This is a genomic window from Paenibacillus sp. J14, assembly GCF_000518465.1.
Taxonomy (GTDB): domain Bacteria; phylum Bacillota; class Bacilli; order Paenibacillales; family Paenibacillaceae; genus Fontibacillus; species Fontibacillus barengoltzii.
The window spans coordinates 1-16,209 of the sequence record NZ_JADQ01000032.1; the positions used below are offsets into that span (position 1 = coordinate 1).

Consider the following 16,209-nt stretch of genomic DNA (forward strand, 5'->3'; position numbering starts at 1 on the left):
TTTTTTTCATTGGGAACAAGAGTTAGTTATCCCCCTAGAAGTTAAAATGAAGGCAATTGAAATGAAAATGTCTGGTACACCGGTGAAGGAAATTATGGAGCAATTAAATATCCGAAATAAGACACAAGCGGAAACTTGGATGAGATGGTATCGCAATGGCGAGCAGAACCGTTTAGAGCAGCCAGTAGGTAAACAATACAGCTATGGCAAAGGACCCGAACATACCTCGGAATTAGGGAAGGTTAAGGCGGAGAACCGGTTTTTGAAACAACAACTAGAGCTGCTAAAAAAGTACAACGAGATGGAGAGGGGGCATCGTCAAAGATTGTAATAGAGTGGATTGAGTCGATTCGAGGAGAAGTGAGTGTGCAACAAGCTTGCGCCTGGATCGGAATCCCTCGCGCCACTTACTATCGCTTGAAGGCAAGNGAGAAAATAAACTCGAGAACCACATGGTAGTGAAAATTCGCGAACTCTGAATCCGGCATAAATATCGCTATGGATACCGAAAAATCGCTGCTTTGCTCCGGATGAAGTGTCCGGTAAACCACAAATGTGTACGGAAACAACCAGTCACCGATTCATTTCCGACAACTGGCTGTTTAATCTTGAGAGGTGCTTTGATCCCTGTCTCACAAACGGGGATAGTCCCCAGTCCCTGAAGATTCACTCTGCTTTTTTTGCATGAAGGGGGGCGTTAAGACCGTCGCTTCGGCGCAATCATCAGCCCTGCACCGATAGCGATCAAGGCAATCGCTAATAACGGTTGGCCGAAGATCAGGCGGTTGTACAACGCGCCCAGCGAGAAGACGGCGAAGAACAATAACGAAAGCACGGTCAAAATGTTGATCGGGATCAGCAGGTATTTATTGCGGTTCCCGAACCAGTAAAACTCGAACAACCCCACGGCCGGAGCCAGAATGAAGCCGGGCCACAGGTACTGCCAGCTGTCAAATAATGTTGAAAGTTGACAGACGAGCCCGACGGTGAAGAGAATTCCCCCGGGGATGAGCAGCCCGGTTGCCTTGCGCCCAACGACCGAGAAATACAACCAGTGGAAGAACAGACCGAGCGGAAGGACAAATAAGGTCGGCCAGAAGGTGCCGAACAGCGTTCCCGCGCTGATCGCTTCCTTGCGGAAGAAGAAGAGATAGAGGCCTAGCAGGATGAGCACGGGCCCAATCCATGATTTTTTATTCCAATTCATACGCAAACTCCTTTGTTTATGTACTTATCTGTGATCAGCATACTACAAAAGCCGAAAGAAGACTTCAGTCTCTGGGGGAGACAAGAGCTGGACTTTAGTCCAGTTCCCCTGCCTTGGAATAAAAACAGCCCGGGGAAGAAACGCTAACCGAAGGAACAGGCAGGGCGGCCTTTCCATCCATCAGATCCTACTGAGGAGGTTAGAACAACATGGGAAATAACAAGCAGCATCGCAAGCCGGGCACCGGAAACGGCAGCAGCAACGGGCAGAATCAAACGACCGGTAACGGCGGAGAAGCGCAGAACGGACGCTTGGCGACGATCAAGAACCATAGCACTGAAGGCGGAGAGACGCTGAACGAATACATTTCCGGCCATGATAAGTACGAGGGATAAGCCGAAAGCCGAAAGCCGCTGCACAGGATTGTGAGCGGCTTTTTTCGGCGATGCCATCTTGAAGTAGCTAAGATACTTTGATGTTATTTTTGCGTGCCGTGCTGCTTGGTTGGAAGCTGGCCGGCCGGGTTGCCGTGCCCGCGCTTTTTGTTTTTGGCTTGCTTCTCCTGTTGATCGTGAACCTTCTCGACAAATTCGTGCAGATTTTCCATGAGGTTGATCGTCTCCTTGCTTGAAATAGGGTAGGTTGCAGATCTACATAGATCCGACTCTTCTGGATTACTATACCCCGTTCATGCCTTTTTCATCAGGTCGGGATGCTCTATACTTGCCTTCTTCGGACATGTACAATGAAGGGGACAACCACGGGAAGAGGGGGTAGACCATGGAAGTAAACAACAAACGTCATTTGCGATGGGGGATCGTCGGCTGCGCCGGTATCGCGATCAACGCGGTTATGCCGGCCATTGGCCAGTCCACAACGGGGAGCCTTGCCGCAGTAGCCAGCCGCAATTTGGAGAAAAGCCGGGAGGTCGCCAGCCGGTTCAACGTTCCGAAAGCGTATGGCAGCTACGAAGAACTGCTGGAGGATAACGAGGTGGATGCGGTGTATATTCCGTTGCCGAACCACTTACATAAGGAATGGGCGATTCGTGCCGCTGAAGCAGGTAAGCATGTGCTATGTGAGAAGCCGCTGGCGTTGACGGCCGCCGAGGCCGAGGAGATGGCAGCGGCCGCAGATAAAGCCGGCGTCCTGCTGGCGGAAGCATTCATGTACCGCCATCATCCGCGCTGGACTCGGATCCGCAACATTTTGGATAATGGTGAGATCGGTGAGCTCCGCGGCATCCGAGGCGCGTTTACGTTCAACAACGCGGAAGATTTGGCCAATATCCGGTTGAAGCCGGAGTGGGGCGGGGGTTCGTTGTACGATGTGGGCTGTTATCCGATCAGCGCAGCACGCTTTCTGCTCGGCCAAGAGCCGGAGGCGGTCACGGTATTAGCCCAGTTCTCTGACCGTCATGGCGGCGTCGATATGATGGCCTCCGGGCTTGTCGAGTTTCCTGGCGGCATCGGACTGACGTTCGACTGCGGGATGTGGACCGAACATCGCCAGTTGCTCGAAATTGTCGGATCGGAAGGGACGATTGAGGTGCCGATGGCGTATACCGCCGGAGGGGAGGACGCTGCGTATATCGTTACCGTTCGCGGAGAGAAACGTACAGAGGTACCGGAATCGGCCAACCCGTATGTGGCCGAGCTGGACGATTTCGCCGCTGCTGCATTTGGTGAACGTCCATTACGTTTTACACCTGCCGATGCGGTCAAAGGCATGGCTGTCCTGGAGGCATGCCTGACTTCAGCAAGAGAGAGACGGCGGGTCGAGTTATCGATTTGAAAAATTAAACGCGGGTTGGCTTCAGAGTTCTCCGTAGAGCGCTCAGGCAACCCGCGTTTTTTATTCTAACGTTAACCTTTATTCCGGCTTACCTACGTACATCTCGTTCGGATGAGAGCCTTTGCGGCGATTGAGATTCAGGCCGCTGATCTGCTCCATTTCAGCATCCGACAGCTGGAAGTCGAACACGTTAAAGTTCTCCTCAATCCGGGATGGAGTCACCGATTTCGGAATCGCAATCGTGTTGTTCTGCAGATGCCAGCGGAGAACGACCTGGGCCGGTGTCTTGCCATGGGCTTCGGCAATCGATTTCACCACCGCATCGGTCAGCACTTCACCGCCTTGCTCCAACGGGCTCCAGGCTTCGACGTAAATATCATGTTTGGCGCAGAACGCCTTCAATTCGGTCTGCGTCAGGTGCGGATGGCATTCCACCTGGTTCAACACCGGCTTAATCTCCGTTTCATTTAGCAGACGCTCCAAATGTTCGATTTCGAAATTGCACACGCCAATCGCTTTTACGCGGCCATCGCGGTACAGCTTCTCCATTGCCTTGTAGGTTTCCACGTACCGATCGACCTTCGGCATCGGCCAATGAATCAAGTACAAATCGACATAATCGAGCCCAAGTCTATCCAGGCTTTCGTCATAGGCTCGCAGCGTGCTGTCGTAACCCTGGTCGCTGTTCCATACTTTTGTGGTAATAAACAGCTTCTCACGGGGAATACCAGATTGCTTGATTGCCTTGCCGACCCCTACTTCGTTGCGGTAGATCATCGCCGTGTCGATGGAGGTATAACCTACCTCAAGCGCCTTAGCCACTGCGGCCGTAGCCCCCTCATCCGGTACCTGCCAAACTCCGAAGCCTAGCTTTGGCATCTGTAGCCCATTATTTAAAGTGACGAATTCCATGACGTGTCGCTCCTTCTTATAGTGAATGGTCCTAATTTTTCAGGGTGAGTATAGCATCCTTTGGTACATTTTTCAAATTACCTGAGACGACAAATGTCACAGAATTGACATACTCATGATGGTTCTCCCATATTCTCATTAATGGAGGTATTTCAGAAGGCAACTGAACAATCTTCATCAACCCCTCATGGAACCTTCATGCGTTTTAGAGGGGGAAGTGGTACTATTTATTATAGTTTTTAGAATAAGTCTTAGTGTAATAATAAATCGAAAGGAATGATATTATGGATAACCGGCTGACAACAAATACGGGAGCACCGGTAGGCGATAATCAAAATTCTAGAACAGCAGGGCAGCGCGGCCCTACACTGCTGGAAGATTACCATCTGCTGGAGAAGCTGGGCCATTTCGATCGCGAACGGATTCCGGAACGCGTCGTGCATGCTCGTGGGGCAGGGGCCCATGGGGTATTTGTCACTGAGCGCAGCATGAAGGAGTTCACAAAAGCCCATTTCCTGCAGGAGGTAGGCCGGGAAACTCCGGTGTTTGTCCGTTTCTCTACGGTGATTCACGGGCAAGGTTCTCCGGAAACAGCGCGGGACCCGCGGGGATTTGCGGTGAAGTTTTATACGGAGGAAGGCAACTACGATTTGGTCGGGAACCATCTTCCGGTCTTCTTTATCCGCGACGCGATTAAATTTCCGGATATGGTGCACTCGCTGAAGCCGGCTCCGGACACGAACATCCAAGACCCGGCGCGGTATTGGGATTTCATGACCCTGTCCACCGAATCGACGCATATGATGACCTGGGTGTTCTCGGACTTCGGGACCCCGGCGAATTATCGCCAGATGGACGGTTTTAGCGTCCACGCCTTTAAGTGGATTAATGCCGAGGGCAAGACCACATACGTCAAATACACCTGGAAAACAAAGCAGGGGGTAAAAAACCTCTCGGCGGCAGAAGCTCAAGAAGTGCAGGGTCGAGATTTTAACCATGCGACCCGCGACCTGTATGACCATATTGCTCGCGGCGAGTTCCCGCAGTGGGAGTTGAACGTACAGCTCATGCCAGTGGAAGATCTGGATCGTTGGAGCTTCGACCCGCTGGATCCTACGAAGGTATGGCCGGAGGACAGTTATCCCTTGATCAAAATCGGCACAATGACGCTAAACCGCAATCCGCAAAACTTCTTCGCGGAAGTCGAGCAGTCAGCGTTCTCGCCAAGCGTGCTCGTGCCTGGGATTGAACCTTCAGAGGATAAGCTGCTGCAAGGCCGGTTGTTCTCTTACCCGGATACCCAACGGTACCGGCTGGGTGCGAACTATTTACAAATCCCGGTGAACTGCCCGTATGCTCCGGTCCGCAACCATCAGCGGGACGGCTTCATGAACGTGAAGCAGGATCCATCGCCAATCAATTATGAGCCGAACAGCTTCGACGCCACTCCGAAGGAAGATCCGGCTTACCGCGACAGTGTAGTGCCGGTCAGCGGACACATCGGCCGGGAGAAAATCACCAAAACCGACGATTTCACCCAAGCGGGCGAGCTGTATCGAAGCTTTACGGCTGAGGAGAAAGATCATCTAATCTCTAACCTGGTGAACGATTTGAAACAGACCCCGGAGCAAGTTCAACTGCGCGCGGTGTGCAACTTCTTCCGCGCTGACAAAGAATACGGTATGCGCCTGGCACAAGGGCTTGGCGTAGATATCAACGGCTTTATTCCATCCAATGTCCAGGGATAATCGATATCCCTTTTATATAAAGAAGGCATCTTCCGAACCGTTAGGATCGGGAGGTGCCTTTTTGTGTGAAGATTTCAGCTCCGGGCGTAAGGAGATGTATGGTAAACTGAGGGCAGTAGAAAGGGGCTGAATCGATGAGGACGACAATGAATCCTGTGATTAAGCTGGCGGATTTACGCATGAGCTATGGGGGACATCACGTTCTGAACGGGGTGGATTTGGAGGTGTATCCGGGCCAGATTATCGGCTACATCGGACCCAACGGGGCAGGGAAGAGCACGACCGTCAAGATTATGCTAGGCCTGGTTGAAGGGTATCAAGGTGAGGTCCGGGTCTTTGGGCAAAATCCCGGCGACGGCGATGTCAGCTACAAGAAAAGAATCGGATACGTTCCGGAGATCGCCGAGCTGTACGATACGTTGACCGCTTCTGAATACTTGACCTTCATTGGTGAACTGTACGGCTTATCCGCCGATGACGCCGAGATGAAAGCTCGGCGAATGATGACGGAATTTGGTCTTGGGGACGCCTTTAACTCCCGAATTTCGACTTTCTCGAAGGGCATGAAGCAGAAGGTGCTGCTGGTTTCCAGCCTGCTGCATAATCCGGACGTGCTGTTCCTGGACGAGCCGCTGAGCGGACTGGACGCCAACAGTGTCATGGTCGTGAAAGAAATGCTTGCTCTCTTGGCGGCGCAAGGCAAGGCGATTTTTTACTCTTCTCATATTATGGACGTGGTTGAGAAGATCAGCAGCCGAATCGTTCTGTTGGACGGCGGCCGCATTGTGGCCGACGGCAGCTTTGACGAGCTAAAGGCTCAGAACCATGAAGGATCGCTGGAACAGATCTTCAACCAGCTGACCGGGTTTAACGAGCATCAGGATATTGCCAGCCGGCTTGTCTCGATCGTGCAAGGGGTGTAGCGATGAAAGAGATGAAGAGTTTGCAGGTGTTGGACCGGTTTCGCGGATTATTCGAGAAGATAGGCGTGGAATATCCGGTGATGCGCCGAATCGTTCAGGTGAAGCTGGCGATGGATGCGAGAAGGATGCCTACGCTGGCCAAAAACTCAAATAAGAGGCGAAAGCAGGAACCAGAGGACAGCAACCAGTTTCTCCGCTCTCTGTGGATGTATGTCCTGTTTGGCGGACTGAGCTCGATGTTCGTGCTGATGGGGGATAATCTGCTGTTTCAGATGAGCATCTTGTTTGGCATTATGATGTTTATGGTGATGACCTCGATGATCTCCGATTTCTCCTCGGTGCTGCTAGATATTCGGGATCGAAGCATTTTGGCGACGAAGCCGATTAACCGCCGTACGCTCACGATGGCGAAGACGGTGCATATCTTTATTTACCTGTTCTTTTTGACCGGAGCCATCGCGGTGATTCCGCTGGCGGTTGGATTAATTCGGCAGGGGATCGGGTTCTTTGCCCTGATGCTGCTGCAGCTCATCCTGATGGACTTGTTGATCGTGGTGCTGACCGCGCTGTTGTATTTGGTCGTGTTGCGGTTTTTTGATGGTGAGAAGCTGAAGGATATGATCAATTACGTGCAAATCGGGATGACGATCACAATTGCGGTAGGTTATCAGGTGTTGGTCCGGCTGTTCGACTTCACGGAGATGGACATCGTCTTCAAGCCGGCGTGGTGGCAGTACTTGGTGCCGCCGGTATGGGTTGGCGCTGCATTTCAATCGCTGCTTCATCCGGGCGAAGGGATGACGTATGCCGGGCTGGCAGCTCTGTCCGTAGTTGTTCCGCTGGCCGCCTTCCTGCTGTATCTGAAGCTAATGCCGGCTTTGGAACGGAACCTGCAGAAGCTGGCGGAACCCAGCGCGAAGAGCGGGCAGCAGTCGGGGAAGATGCTGCGCCGAATCTCCGATTGGCTTTGCTCCTCGCCGCAGGAGAGCGCTTTCTTTCGCTTCACCTGGTCAATGTTGGGAACGGAGCGCGAGTTTAAGCTGAAGGTGTACCCTTCTTTGGGCTTCTCGATCGTGTTTCCTTTCATCTTCCTATTCTCGAATGGACTTGATCAGGGCTTGGAGGGGATCTCCGGTTCTCGGTCGTATTTGTTTATTTACTTTAGCGGGATTATGCTACCATCACTCATCATGATGCTGCGTTACTCCAGCCGATATAAAGCGGCCTGGATCTACCGGACTGCTCCGATCTCCGGCGAAGCGTCCATTTACAAAGGAGCTTTGCTGGCGAGCTTGGTTCGGCTCATGTTGCCGTTATATGTGATTGAGGCGGTGATATTTGCCGTGCTGTTCGGAGCGTCCATTATTCCGGACTTGATCGTGGTGGGATTGGCAATGTTTGCTTTCGCGATTCTTTGTTTCCTATTCATTCGCAAGGGACTGCCCTTCTCCGAACCCTTCGAAGCGGCGGGGCAGCAGAACCAAAGCTTTGTTGTCATGGGATTGATGCTGCTGCTCGGCGCATTTGGCGTGCTGCATTGGCTGGCAACGACGCTTCCGTTTGGGGTTGTGGCTTACGGACTGCTCATGATCGCGGTAACGTGGCTGGGATGGAGACTGGCCTTCCAGACGCGGGGAACGCAGAAGGTGACGAGATAAGATGGCGATGCTTAAGAACGACGGGCCGCGAATTCGCCGGGAAAAGATCACCGTGACTCGGATGATCGCGCTATATTGCCGTAAGGAACATGGGGACAGGGAACGAACTCCTAAGCGTGCTGCGGTTCATCATCCCGCGTCCGTGTGGTTATGCGACGAGTGCGCTGAACTTCACCACTATGCCGAGCAGCGGCTGGACCGCTGCCGGTTCGGTGAAGGGAAGACCACATGCCTGACGTGCCCGGTGCATTGTTATGCGCCGATCCAGCGGGAGCGGATTCGCCGGGTGATGGCTTTTGCCGGTCCGCGGATGCTTTGGCGGCACCCAGTGTTAACGCTGAGGCACCTCCTTGATGGCGTGAAGAAAGGCCATTCACAGTAATTTCATAAATTGGACGACCCTCAAAAAATGTTGATCTGATGCGGGTTTCAGGTCAATATTCGGAATTGTGACATATCTCATGTGATTTCTGTCACAAAATTATTACTTTTTCCCCGTTCGTTTTCATGGATCAGTGATAGAATTCACATTAGATAATAATTATTTGAAAGTAGGGGAAAAGAAATGCTGGATCCGATTGTGCTTGCTCGCCTGCAGTTTGCGGTGACAACGATTTTCCATTTCTTCTTCGTACCTTTGTCCATCGGCCTTGTGCTGCTGATTGCCATCATGGAGACGATGTACGTTGTGAAGGGCAAAGAAGAATACAAACGGATGGCCAAGTTTTGGGGAAAACTGTTCCTTATCAACTTTGCGGTAGGGGTCGTGACGGGGATTCTTCAAGAATTCCAATTTGGGATGAACTGGTCGGATTATTCACGCTTTGTGGGTGACGTCTTCGGGGCACCGCTGGCGGTAGAAGCGTTGTTTGCTTTCTTTATGGAATCGACGTTTATCGGATTGTGGATTTTCGGATGGGATCGTCTGTCCAAGAAAGTGCACCTGTTGTGCATTTGGCTGGTTGCTTTAGGGACGACCGTCTCGGCGTTCTGGATTCTGGCCGCAAACTCGTTTATGCAACGTCCAGTTGGTTTCGAGATCAACAACGGCCGCGCGGAGATGAACGACTTCTTCGCTCTGATCGGCAACGGGCAGCTGTGGGTGGAATTCCCGCACACGGTGTTGGGTGCTTTTGCCACAGGCGCTTTCTTGATCGCTGGGGTCAGCGCATATAAGCTGATGAAACGTCAAGATGTGGCGTTCTTCAAAAAATCGTTCACGATCGGCATTATCGTAGCCTTGATCGCTTCGTTCGCTACGGCGATGTTTGGTCACCAACAAGCGCAGTACCTGGTGAAGACGCAGCCGATGAAAATGGCGGCTTCCGAAGGGCTATGGGGCAAGTCGGGCGACCCTGCTCCTTGGACGCTGTATGCTCATATTGATTCAAATGATCAGAAGAACAATTTTGAGATTAAAATTCCTTACCTGCTGAGCTTCCTGTCTTACAGTAAGTTCTCCGGTGAGGTTAAAGGCATGCACGAGCTGCAGGCCGAATATGAACAAACTTATGGTCCTGGCGACTACATTCCTCCGGTACGGACGACCTTCTGGAGCTTCCGGATCATGATTCTCGCCGGCTGTTTGATGATCGTGCTTGGGATGTACGGAACGTATTTGGCATGGCGCAAAAAGCTTGAGAACCCCAAAAACAACTGGTTCTACCGTGTCATGTTGTGGTCGATTTCGCTGCCGTTTATTGCGAACACCTCCGGCTGGATTATGACGGAGATCGGGCGTCAGCCATGGACGGTATTTGGCTTGATGCAGACCGCGGATAGCGTATCGCCAAGCGTCACCGGCGGACAAATTCTGTTCTCCCTGATTGCCTTCACGCTCATTTATGGGGCGCTTGGCGCGGTGATGGCTTACTTGTTCGTGAAAGTGATCAAGAAAGGACCCAATGAGATCGCCATCACCAGCCGTGATCAGGTCGGGGATCCATTTGGTAAGGAGGGATATCATGTCTCTTAATGAGCTTTGGTTTGTCCTTGTCGCGGTGTTGTTTGTGGGGTTCTTCTTCTTGGAAGGCTTCGACTTCGGGGTGGGAATGAGCACCAAGTTTTTGGCCAAGAATGATATGGAACGCCGGGTTCTGATCAACTCGATTGGCCCGTTCTGGGATGCGAACGAAGTTTGGCTGCTGACCGCCGGGGGCGCGATGTTCGCCGCTTTTCCGAACTGGTACGCCACGTTGTTCAGCGGCTACTATACACCGCTTGTCGTTTTGCTTCTCGCCTTGATTGCGCGGGGCGTTGCCTTTGAGTTTCGCGGCAAGGTGGACAGCGGCAAATGGAAAGGCACCTGGGACTGGGCGATCTTCCTCGGCAGCCTGTTGCCTCCGTTCCTGCTGGGCGTTGTGTTCTCCGGCCTGCTGAAGGGCTTGCCGATTGGCGAAGACATGGAAATGAAGGCCGGACTGTTTGATATGGTGAACCTGTACACGTTGATCGGCGGGATCACGGTTGTGATGCTGTGCCTCGTTCACGGGCTGCTGTTTGCCTCCTTGCGGACGACCGGCAGCTTGCAAGAACGTGCCCGTAAGCTGGCTCACAAGCTGCTTATTCCGCTGGCCGCCCTGTTCGTGATCTTTGGCGTGCTGACGTACTTCGAAACCGACGTATTTGAAGTGCGCGGCTTGCTGATCAGCCTGGTGGCTGTACTGGGCGTCGTTGCTTTTGTCCTGGCAGGCTGGTTTATTCGTAAGCAAAAAGACGGCTGGGCGTTTGGCATGACCGGTGCGATGATCGCTTTGTCGATTGCTGCGGTATTTGTGGGGCTATTCCCACGGGTGATGGTCAGCTCGATTAGCGATGCGTTCTCCTTAACGATCGATACCGCTTCTTCCGGCCACTACTCGCTGAAAGTCATGACGATCGTCGCATGCAGCTTATTGCCATTCGTGTTAGGCTATCAAATATGGAGCTATTTCGTATTCCATAAACGCGTACACGAGAAGGAGCATTTAGAATATTAATGGGACGCGGATTAATGAAAATCGCGGGGATCAAGCAGGTCATGATGATCATGGCCTTGCTGACCCTCGTTCAGAGCTTTGCAATCATCTGGCAGGCCAAATGGTTGGCGGAGGTGATCTCCGCCCTGTTTGCCGGGGCCAAGCTGCAGGAACAAGCCGGCGGGGCCGGCTTGTTCCTGCTTGCTTTTATCGTCCGTCAGGGCTGCGGCATGATGCAGCAGAAAATAGCGTATGCTTTTGCCGAAGAGACGGGACGAAGCTTGCGGGAGCGGGTGCTGGAGAAGTTGTTTCAGCTGGGGCCGCGTTTTGCCGGGACCGCGGGAACCGGGAATTTGGTGACGTTGGTGCTTGAAGGGGTGACCAAGTATCGCAATTACCTGGAATTGTTCCTGCCGCGCATGCTGGCCACGGGAATCACCCCGATCTTGATTTTGGCTTATGTGTATAAGCTCGATCTGGCTTCCGGGATCATCCTGACGATTACGATGCCGATTCTGATCGCCTTTATGATCCTGATCGGGCTGGCGGCGCGCAAGCAGACTGAGCGGCAGTTGAAATCGTACCGGACGTTGTCGAACCATTTCGTGGATTCGCTGCGCGGGCTGGAGACGCTGAAGTTCTTGGGGCGCAGCAAATCGCACATCACATCCATCGACCGGGTTAGCGATGCGTACCGGTCGGCGACGATGAAGACGTTGCGGGTTGCCTTTCTGTCTTCGTTTGCCTTGGACTTCTTTACGATGTTATCCGTCGCTTCGGTGGCGGTCAGCCTGGGCCTTCGATTGGTGAATGGGGAGATGGTATTGCTGCCGGCCTTAACCGTACTAATTCTGGCGCCGGAGTATTTCCTGCCCGTTCGGATGGTAGGTGCAGACTTCCATGCTACCCAAGACGGGAAGGCCGCAGGCGAAGCCATGAACGAGATCATTGCTGCCGCGGATGAGGAGGCAGCGAAGGCGGCACCGGTTCCTGCAGGAATGAACTGGACGTGGGGGCCGGAAAGCACGCTGAGCCTGCGCGGGATTGGAGTCGTTCACGAGGAGGAAGCGAAGCCTTCCTTAGCCGAGGTGAACCTGACGTTGGGCGGCATGGGCAAAATCGGCATCATCGGCGAAAGCGGGGCCGGCAAATCGACATTGATCGATGTGCTTGGCGGTTTTCTGCGGCCAACTTCGGGCCGGTTGGTGCTGAACGGCACCGAACTGGGGGATTTGAGTGCGCAGGGCTGGCGGGAGCAAATCACCTATATCCCGCAGAAGCCGTATATTTTCAGTGGGACGTTGGAAGAGAATATCCGCTTTAATGCGCCGGAAGCGACGCGAGAAGAGGTGGAACGCGCGGCGGCAGCTGCTGGTCTGGATGGGCTCGTGCTCAGCTTGCCGGGCGGATTGAACGAGCAGATTGGCGGCGGCGGCCGGCCTCTGAGCGGCGGTCAGGAGCAACGTGTGGCGTTAGCCCGGGCTTTGCTTAGCAAGCGGCCAGTCATTTTGCTTGATGAACCTACGGCGCATTTGGACATCGAGACGGAATATGAGCTGAAGCACACGATGCTGCCTCTGTTTGAAGGGAAGCTGGTAATTTTGGCGACCCATCGAATGCATTGGATGCGCGAAATGGATCGGATCATGGTTATGGAGCAAGGCCGCGTCGTCGAGGCAGGGACGCATGCCGAGCTGATGGCCAAGCGCGGAGCATATTATCGGTTGGCGGCGGCGCAGCGGGAGGAGATCAAATGAAGCAGGAGTCCTGGGTTTGGCCTTATTTTCGGTTATATAGCGGCCGGTTTGCGTTATATCTGATTCTGGGCGTGTTAACGCTGGTTTCCGCCGGGATGTTGATGTTCACTTCCGGGTTCTTGATCTCGAAATCGGCGTTGCAGCCCTATAATATCTTGCTTGTGTATGTACCGATCGTTGGCGTTCGCACGTTTGGGATCGGGCGGGCGGTGATTCATTATGTCGAACGGTTGGTTGGACATGACACAGTGCTGCGGATTTTGGCGAAAATGCGCGTGCGGCTCTATCGCGTGCTGGAACCGCAGGCTTTGTTCATCCGCTCCCGATTCCGGACGGGCGATATTCTTGGCGCCCTTGCCGATGATATTGAGCAGCTGCAGAACGTGTATATCCGCACCGTCTTTCCGAGCGTAGTGGCGTTGATCCTCTATGCGGCCGTGATCGTGGCCATGGGCGTGTTCGACGTGACGTTTTCACTGCTGTTAGCTGCGTATATCCTTGTGCTCGTCGTCGTGCTTCCGTACATTTCGCTGCGGTTGACGAAGCGGACGAACGAGGAGGTCAAGCAAGAACGGAACGGGCTGTACCAGAAGCTGACCGATGCCGTCATGGGGATCGGCGATTGGGTGATCAGCGGCCGTTCGGCGGAGTTCCTTCAATCGTATGAGCAAGACGAGGCTGCCGTTGCGCGGAAGGACCGCAAGCTGCGGGCTTGGGCACGCTGGCGCAGCTTTATCGGTCACTTGGTTGTAGGCCTCGTCGTCGTATCGATGGTGTATTGGGCCGGCGGCGAAGCTGCGGCTGGCCGGATCGACGCTACGCTGATTGCGGCGTTTGTGCTGATCGTGTTCCCGCTGTCGGACGCGTTCCTGCCGGTGTCCGAAGCAGTGGAGCGCACGCCGCAATACCGCGTGTCCCTGGACCGGCTTGCGCGGATCTCGGGCGGCGACAGCGCTAGTGCCAGCCGAGCGGCGGCAGGCGGCTCGCAGCCGGGCGCAGCGGGCGAGCCGATCCGCCCCGCCGAGGTGCGGCTGCGCGGCGTGCGCTTCGCCTACGCCGCGGAGGACGCCGACTCCGTGGACGGCGTCTCGCTGGACATCCCGCAGGGCAAGCGGGTGATGGTGATCGGCCGCAGCGGCGCCGGCAAGTCGACGCTGCTGAAGCTGATCCAGGGGGCGCTTGCCCCAAGCGCAGGCACGGTTGAAATTAACGGCATCCCTGCCGCCGCCTACGGCGAGCGGATGCCGGAAGTCATCTCCGTGCTGAATCAAAGCCCCCACCTGTTCGACACCACGGTGGCGAACAACATCCGGCTCGGCCGGCCTTCGGCTACGGACGAGGAGATTGCGCGGGCCGCGCAGGCGGCGCAGCTCGGCTCGTTGATCGCGGCGCTGCCACAGGGACTGAACACGCCGATGCGGGAGACCGGCCAGCGGTTCTCCGGCGGCGAACGGCAGCGCGTCGCTCTGGCGCGGATCCTCCTGCAGGACACGCCGGTGCTCATCCTCGATGAGCCAACCGTCGGCCTCGATCCGCGCACGGAACGCGAGCTGCTGGCGACGATCTTCCGCACGACGCAGGGCAAGTCGCTCATCTGGGTGACGCACCACCTCGTGGGTGCCGAGAAGATGGATGAGATCGTGTTCATGGAGCACGGACGGATCGTGATGCGCGGCACCCACGCGGAGCTGCTGGCCCGCGAACCGCGGTACCGCAATTTATACCGGCTGGATTGTCCGGAGGAGTAAGACGCATACTAGAATAAGGCGGCGATGCATGGGGAACCGGCATCGCCGTTTTTTATAGGCGGAAGAAAGGTACAGTAAGGCAGGCGAACTGCAAAAGTACAGTTGAGTTCGGGAAACATACGCCTAATATGCCTCTTAACTGCAAAAGTGCAGTTGATTTCGCCCAAATTCGCCTTGGAATCACGATTTTGCTGAACTGAATGGCACTTTTACATTCCGTTGCCCTTTTTCGGCGCAAAACGGGTGGGATGAACTGCATTTTTACACTTGGCAGAGCGTTGGTGGCGCTTAGGGCGACTTATGATTTATTAAATCGCCTTTTCTGCTTCCGTTTTCATATAGGAGCCGATATAATGGTTCTTAATATATTTACATGAGGTGTAAGCTATAAGGGTTTGGGTTTGGTCAATCCCAATCGGATATAGCGTGAAAAATGCAGCGAACGGGGTGAGGGGATGGAGCTCAGACAAATCCAATACTTTATTGAGGCGGCTAAGCTCGAGCATGTGACGGAAGCGTCGTATGCGCTGCATGTGTCGCAGTCGGCGGTCAGTCGGCAAATCTTTAAGCTGGAGGCGGAGCTGGGCGTCGATCTGTTTGTCCATGAAGGCCGGAAGGTGAAGCTGACGCCGATCGGTCGGCAGTTCCTGCAGCATATGGAGCAAATGATGAAGGTTCTTGAGCAGGCGCGCCAGGAAATCAACGAGTATCTGGATCCGGAGCGCGGGACCGTCCGCATCGGGTTCCCGAGCAGTCTGGCGGCCAACCTGGTGCCCACGGTGGTCTCGGCGTTTCGGCGCCGGTATCCGGAGGTGCATTTTCAACTGCAGCATGGATCCTACCGGGAGTTGCTGGACTGGGTCGGCGGCGGCGTGATGAATCTGGCCATGATTGGTCCGGTGCCCCAAGGGGAACCGCAAGTCACCGGCGAGGTGTTGTTCCGCGAAAGGTTCAAGGTGCTGTTGCCTGCCGGACATCGTTTGGCTGACCGCGAATCCGTCGGGCTGGACGAACTGCGGGAGGATGTGTTCGTATTATTCCCAAAAGGCTTTGTCCTGCGGGAAATCGTGGTTGACGCCTGCGATCAAATTGGATTCCAGCCGAAGGTATCATTTGAAGGAGATGATCTGGATGCGATCAAGGGGTTGGTGTCCGCCGGATTGGGGCTGACGCTGCTTCCCGAGATTGCGCTTGGTGAGCATATTCCTTCCACAATCGTATCGCTGCCAATGAGCGAGCCGCAGGTCACTCGGGACGTTGGGGTGATCATTCCAGCGAATCGCGAACTCGCGCCAACGGAAAAACTGTTTTATGATTTTTTGAAGGAAAATTTGCCGTCGTCATGCGGAATTTAGGATTCATCGAAAAATGATATCGATAAGGGCCGTGAATTTTGTCACTTGCACGGTCCTTTTTTCTTGAAAATGTGTTACAATTTACTCGGATTGTTCAGGTTTAAGATGTGCAAATTTTCACTAACTCAAAATGGGTTAGAGGCATCCAAA

At 54.0% G+C, this 16,209-nt stretch carries 16 protein-coding genes; 13 read left to right on the forward strand and 3 right to left on the reverse strand.

Going from position 1 to position 16,209, the window contains the following annotated elements; genetic code table 11:
• A partial coding sequence (locus M891_RS0113250) for a helix-turn-helix domain-containing protein (RefSeq protein ID WP_157268806.1) occupies positions 1-331 on the forward strand: 331 nt, incomplete at its 5' end.
• A gap of 148 nt (positions 332-479) precedes the next feature.
• A complete protein-coding gene (locus M891_RS26165) occupies positions 480-662 on the forward strand; it encodes an IS3 family transposase (RefSeq protein WP_083791409.1) in 183 nt (60 codons plus the stop codon).
• A gap of 35 nt (positions 663-697) precedes the next feature.
• On the opposite strand, the gene M891_RS0113255 is transcribed toward M891_RS26165, so the two are convergent.
• A complete protein-coding gene (locus M891_RS0113255) occupies positions 698-1,207 on the reverse strand; it encodes a hypothetical protein (protein WP_009223641.1) in 510 nt (169 codons plus the stop codon).
• Positions 1,208-1,416: 209 nt separating this feature from the next.
• Here M891_RS0113255 and M891_RS0113260 point away from each other — a divergent pair, with 209 nt between their 5' ends.
• Positions 1,417-1,602 (forward strand): hypothetical protein, encoded by a 186-nt coding sequence (locus tag M891_RS0113260; RefSeq protein WP_009223642.1) that lies wholly within the window; start codon positions 1,417-1,419, stop codon positions 1,600-1,602.
• Between the two features lie 83 nt (positions 1,603-1,685).
• Here the strand turns inward: M891_RS0113260 and M891_RS24975 are convergent, their stop codons facing one another.
• Positions 1,686-1,814, reverse strand: coding sequence for a DUF4023 family protein (locus M891_RS24975; protein ID WP_016314269.1), 129 nt, complete (start codon positions 1,812-1,814; stop codon positions 1,686-1,688).
• Between the two features lie 173 nt (positions 1,815-1,987).
• Here M891_RS24975 and M891_RS0113270 point away from each other — a divergent pair, with 173 nt between their 5' ends.
• Positions 1,988-3,001, forward strand: coding sequence for a Gfo/Idh/MocA family protein (locus tag M891_RS0113270; RefSeq protein ID WP_028539182.1), 1,014 nt, complete (start codon positions 1,988-1,990; stop codon positions 2,999-3,001).
• Positions 3,002-3,079: 78 nt separating this feature from the next.
• On the opposite strand, the gene M891_RS0113275 is transcribed toward M891_RS0113270, so the two are convergent.
• On the reverse strand, positions 3,080-3,913 hold the full coding sequence (locus tag M891_RS0113275; protein WP_028539183.1) for an aldo/keto reductase: 834 nt from the start codon (positions 3,911-3,913) through the stop codon (positions 3,080-3,082).
• A gap of 284 nt (positions 3,914-4,197) precedes the next feature.
• On the opposite strand from M891_RS0113275, the gene M891_RS0113280 reads away from it, so the two are divergent.
• From M891_RS0113280 to M891_RS0113320, 9 genes are all read left to right on the forward strand, one after another.
• A complete protein-coding gene (locus M891_RS0113280; protein WP_028539184.1) occupies positions 4,198-5,661 on the forward strand; it encodes a catalase in 1,464 nt (487 codons plus the stop codon).
• Positions 5,662-5,795: 134 nt separating this feature from the next.
• On the forward strand, positions 5,796-6,584 hold the full coding sequence (locus M891_RS0113285) for an ABC transporter ATP-binding protein (protein ID WP_028539185.1): 789 nt from the start codon (positions 5,796-5,798) through the stop codon (positions 6,582-6,584).
• 2 nt (positions 6,585-6,586) lie between these two features.
• Positions 6,587-8,242 carry a hypothetical protein gene (locus M891_RS0113290; protein ID WP_028539186.1) on the forward strand — a complete coding sequence of 552 codons (1,656 nt, stop codon included), beginning with the start codon at positions 6,587-6,589 and terminating at the stop codon, positions 8,240-8,242.
• Position 8,243: 1 nt separating this feature from the next.
• Positions 8,244-8,624 (forward strand): nitrous oxide-stimulated promoter family protein, encoded by a 381-nt coding sequence (locus tag M891_RS0113295; protein WP_411835282.1) that lies wholly within the window; start codon positions 8,244-8,246, stop codon positions 8,622-8,624.
• A 183-nt stretch (positions 8,625-8,807) separates the two neighbouring features.
• On the forward strand, positions 8,808-10,217 hold the full coding sequence (locus M891_RS0113300; RefSeq protein ID WP_009223648.1) for a cytochrome ubiquinol oxidase subunit I: 1,410 nt from the start codon (positions 8,808-8,810) through the stop codon (positions 10,215-10,217).
• A complete protein-coding gene (gene cydB / locus M891_RS0113305) occupies positions 10,204-11,220 on the forward strand; it encodes a cytochrome d ubiquinol oxidase subunit II (RefSeq protein ID WP_028539189.1) in 1,017 nt (338 codons plus the stop codon). The genes M891_RS0113300 and cydB overlap by 14 nt, the downstream gene beginning before the upstream one ends.
• On the forward strand, positions 11,220-12,956 hold the full coding sequence (gene cydD, locus M891_RS0113310) for a thiol reductant ABC exporter subunit CydD (RefSeq protein WP_028539190.1): 1,737 nt from the start codon (positions 11,220-11,222) through the stop codon (positions 12,954-12,956). The genes cydB and cydD overlap by 1 nt, the downstream gene beginning before the upstream one ends.
• Positions 12,953-14,704: a thiol reductant ABC exporter subunit CydC gene (cydC, locus tag M891_RS0113315; RefSeq protein WP_028539191.1), complete on the forward strand. Its 1,752-nt coding sequence runs from the start codon at positions 12,953-12,955 to the stop codon at positions 14,702-14,704. Before cydD ends, cydC begins: the two co-directional genes overlap by 4 nt.
• Before the next feature lie 455 nt (positions 14,705-15,159).
• Positions 15,160-16,059 (forward strand): LysR family transcriptional regulator, encoded by a 900-nt coding sequence (locus M891_RS0113320; RefSeq protein WP_028539192.1) that lies wholly within the window; start codon positions 15,160-15,162, stop codon positions 16,057-16,059.
• Positions 16,060-16,209 lie beyond the last annotated feature (150 nt).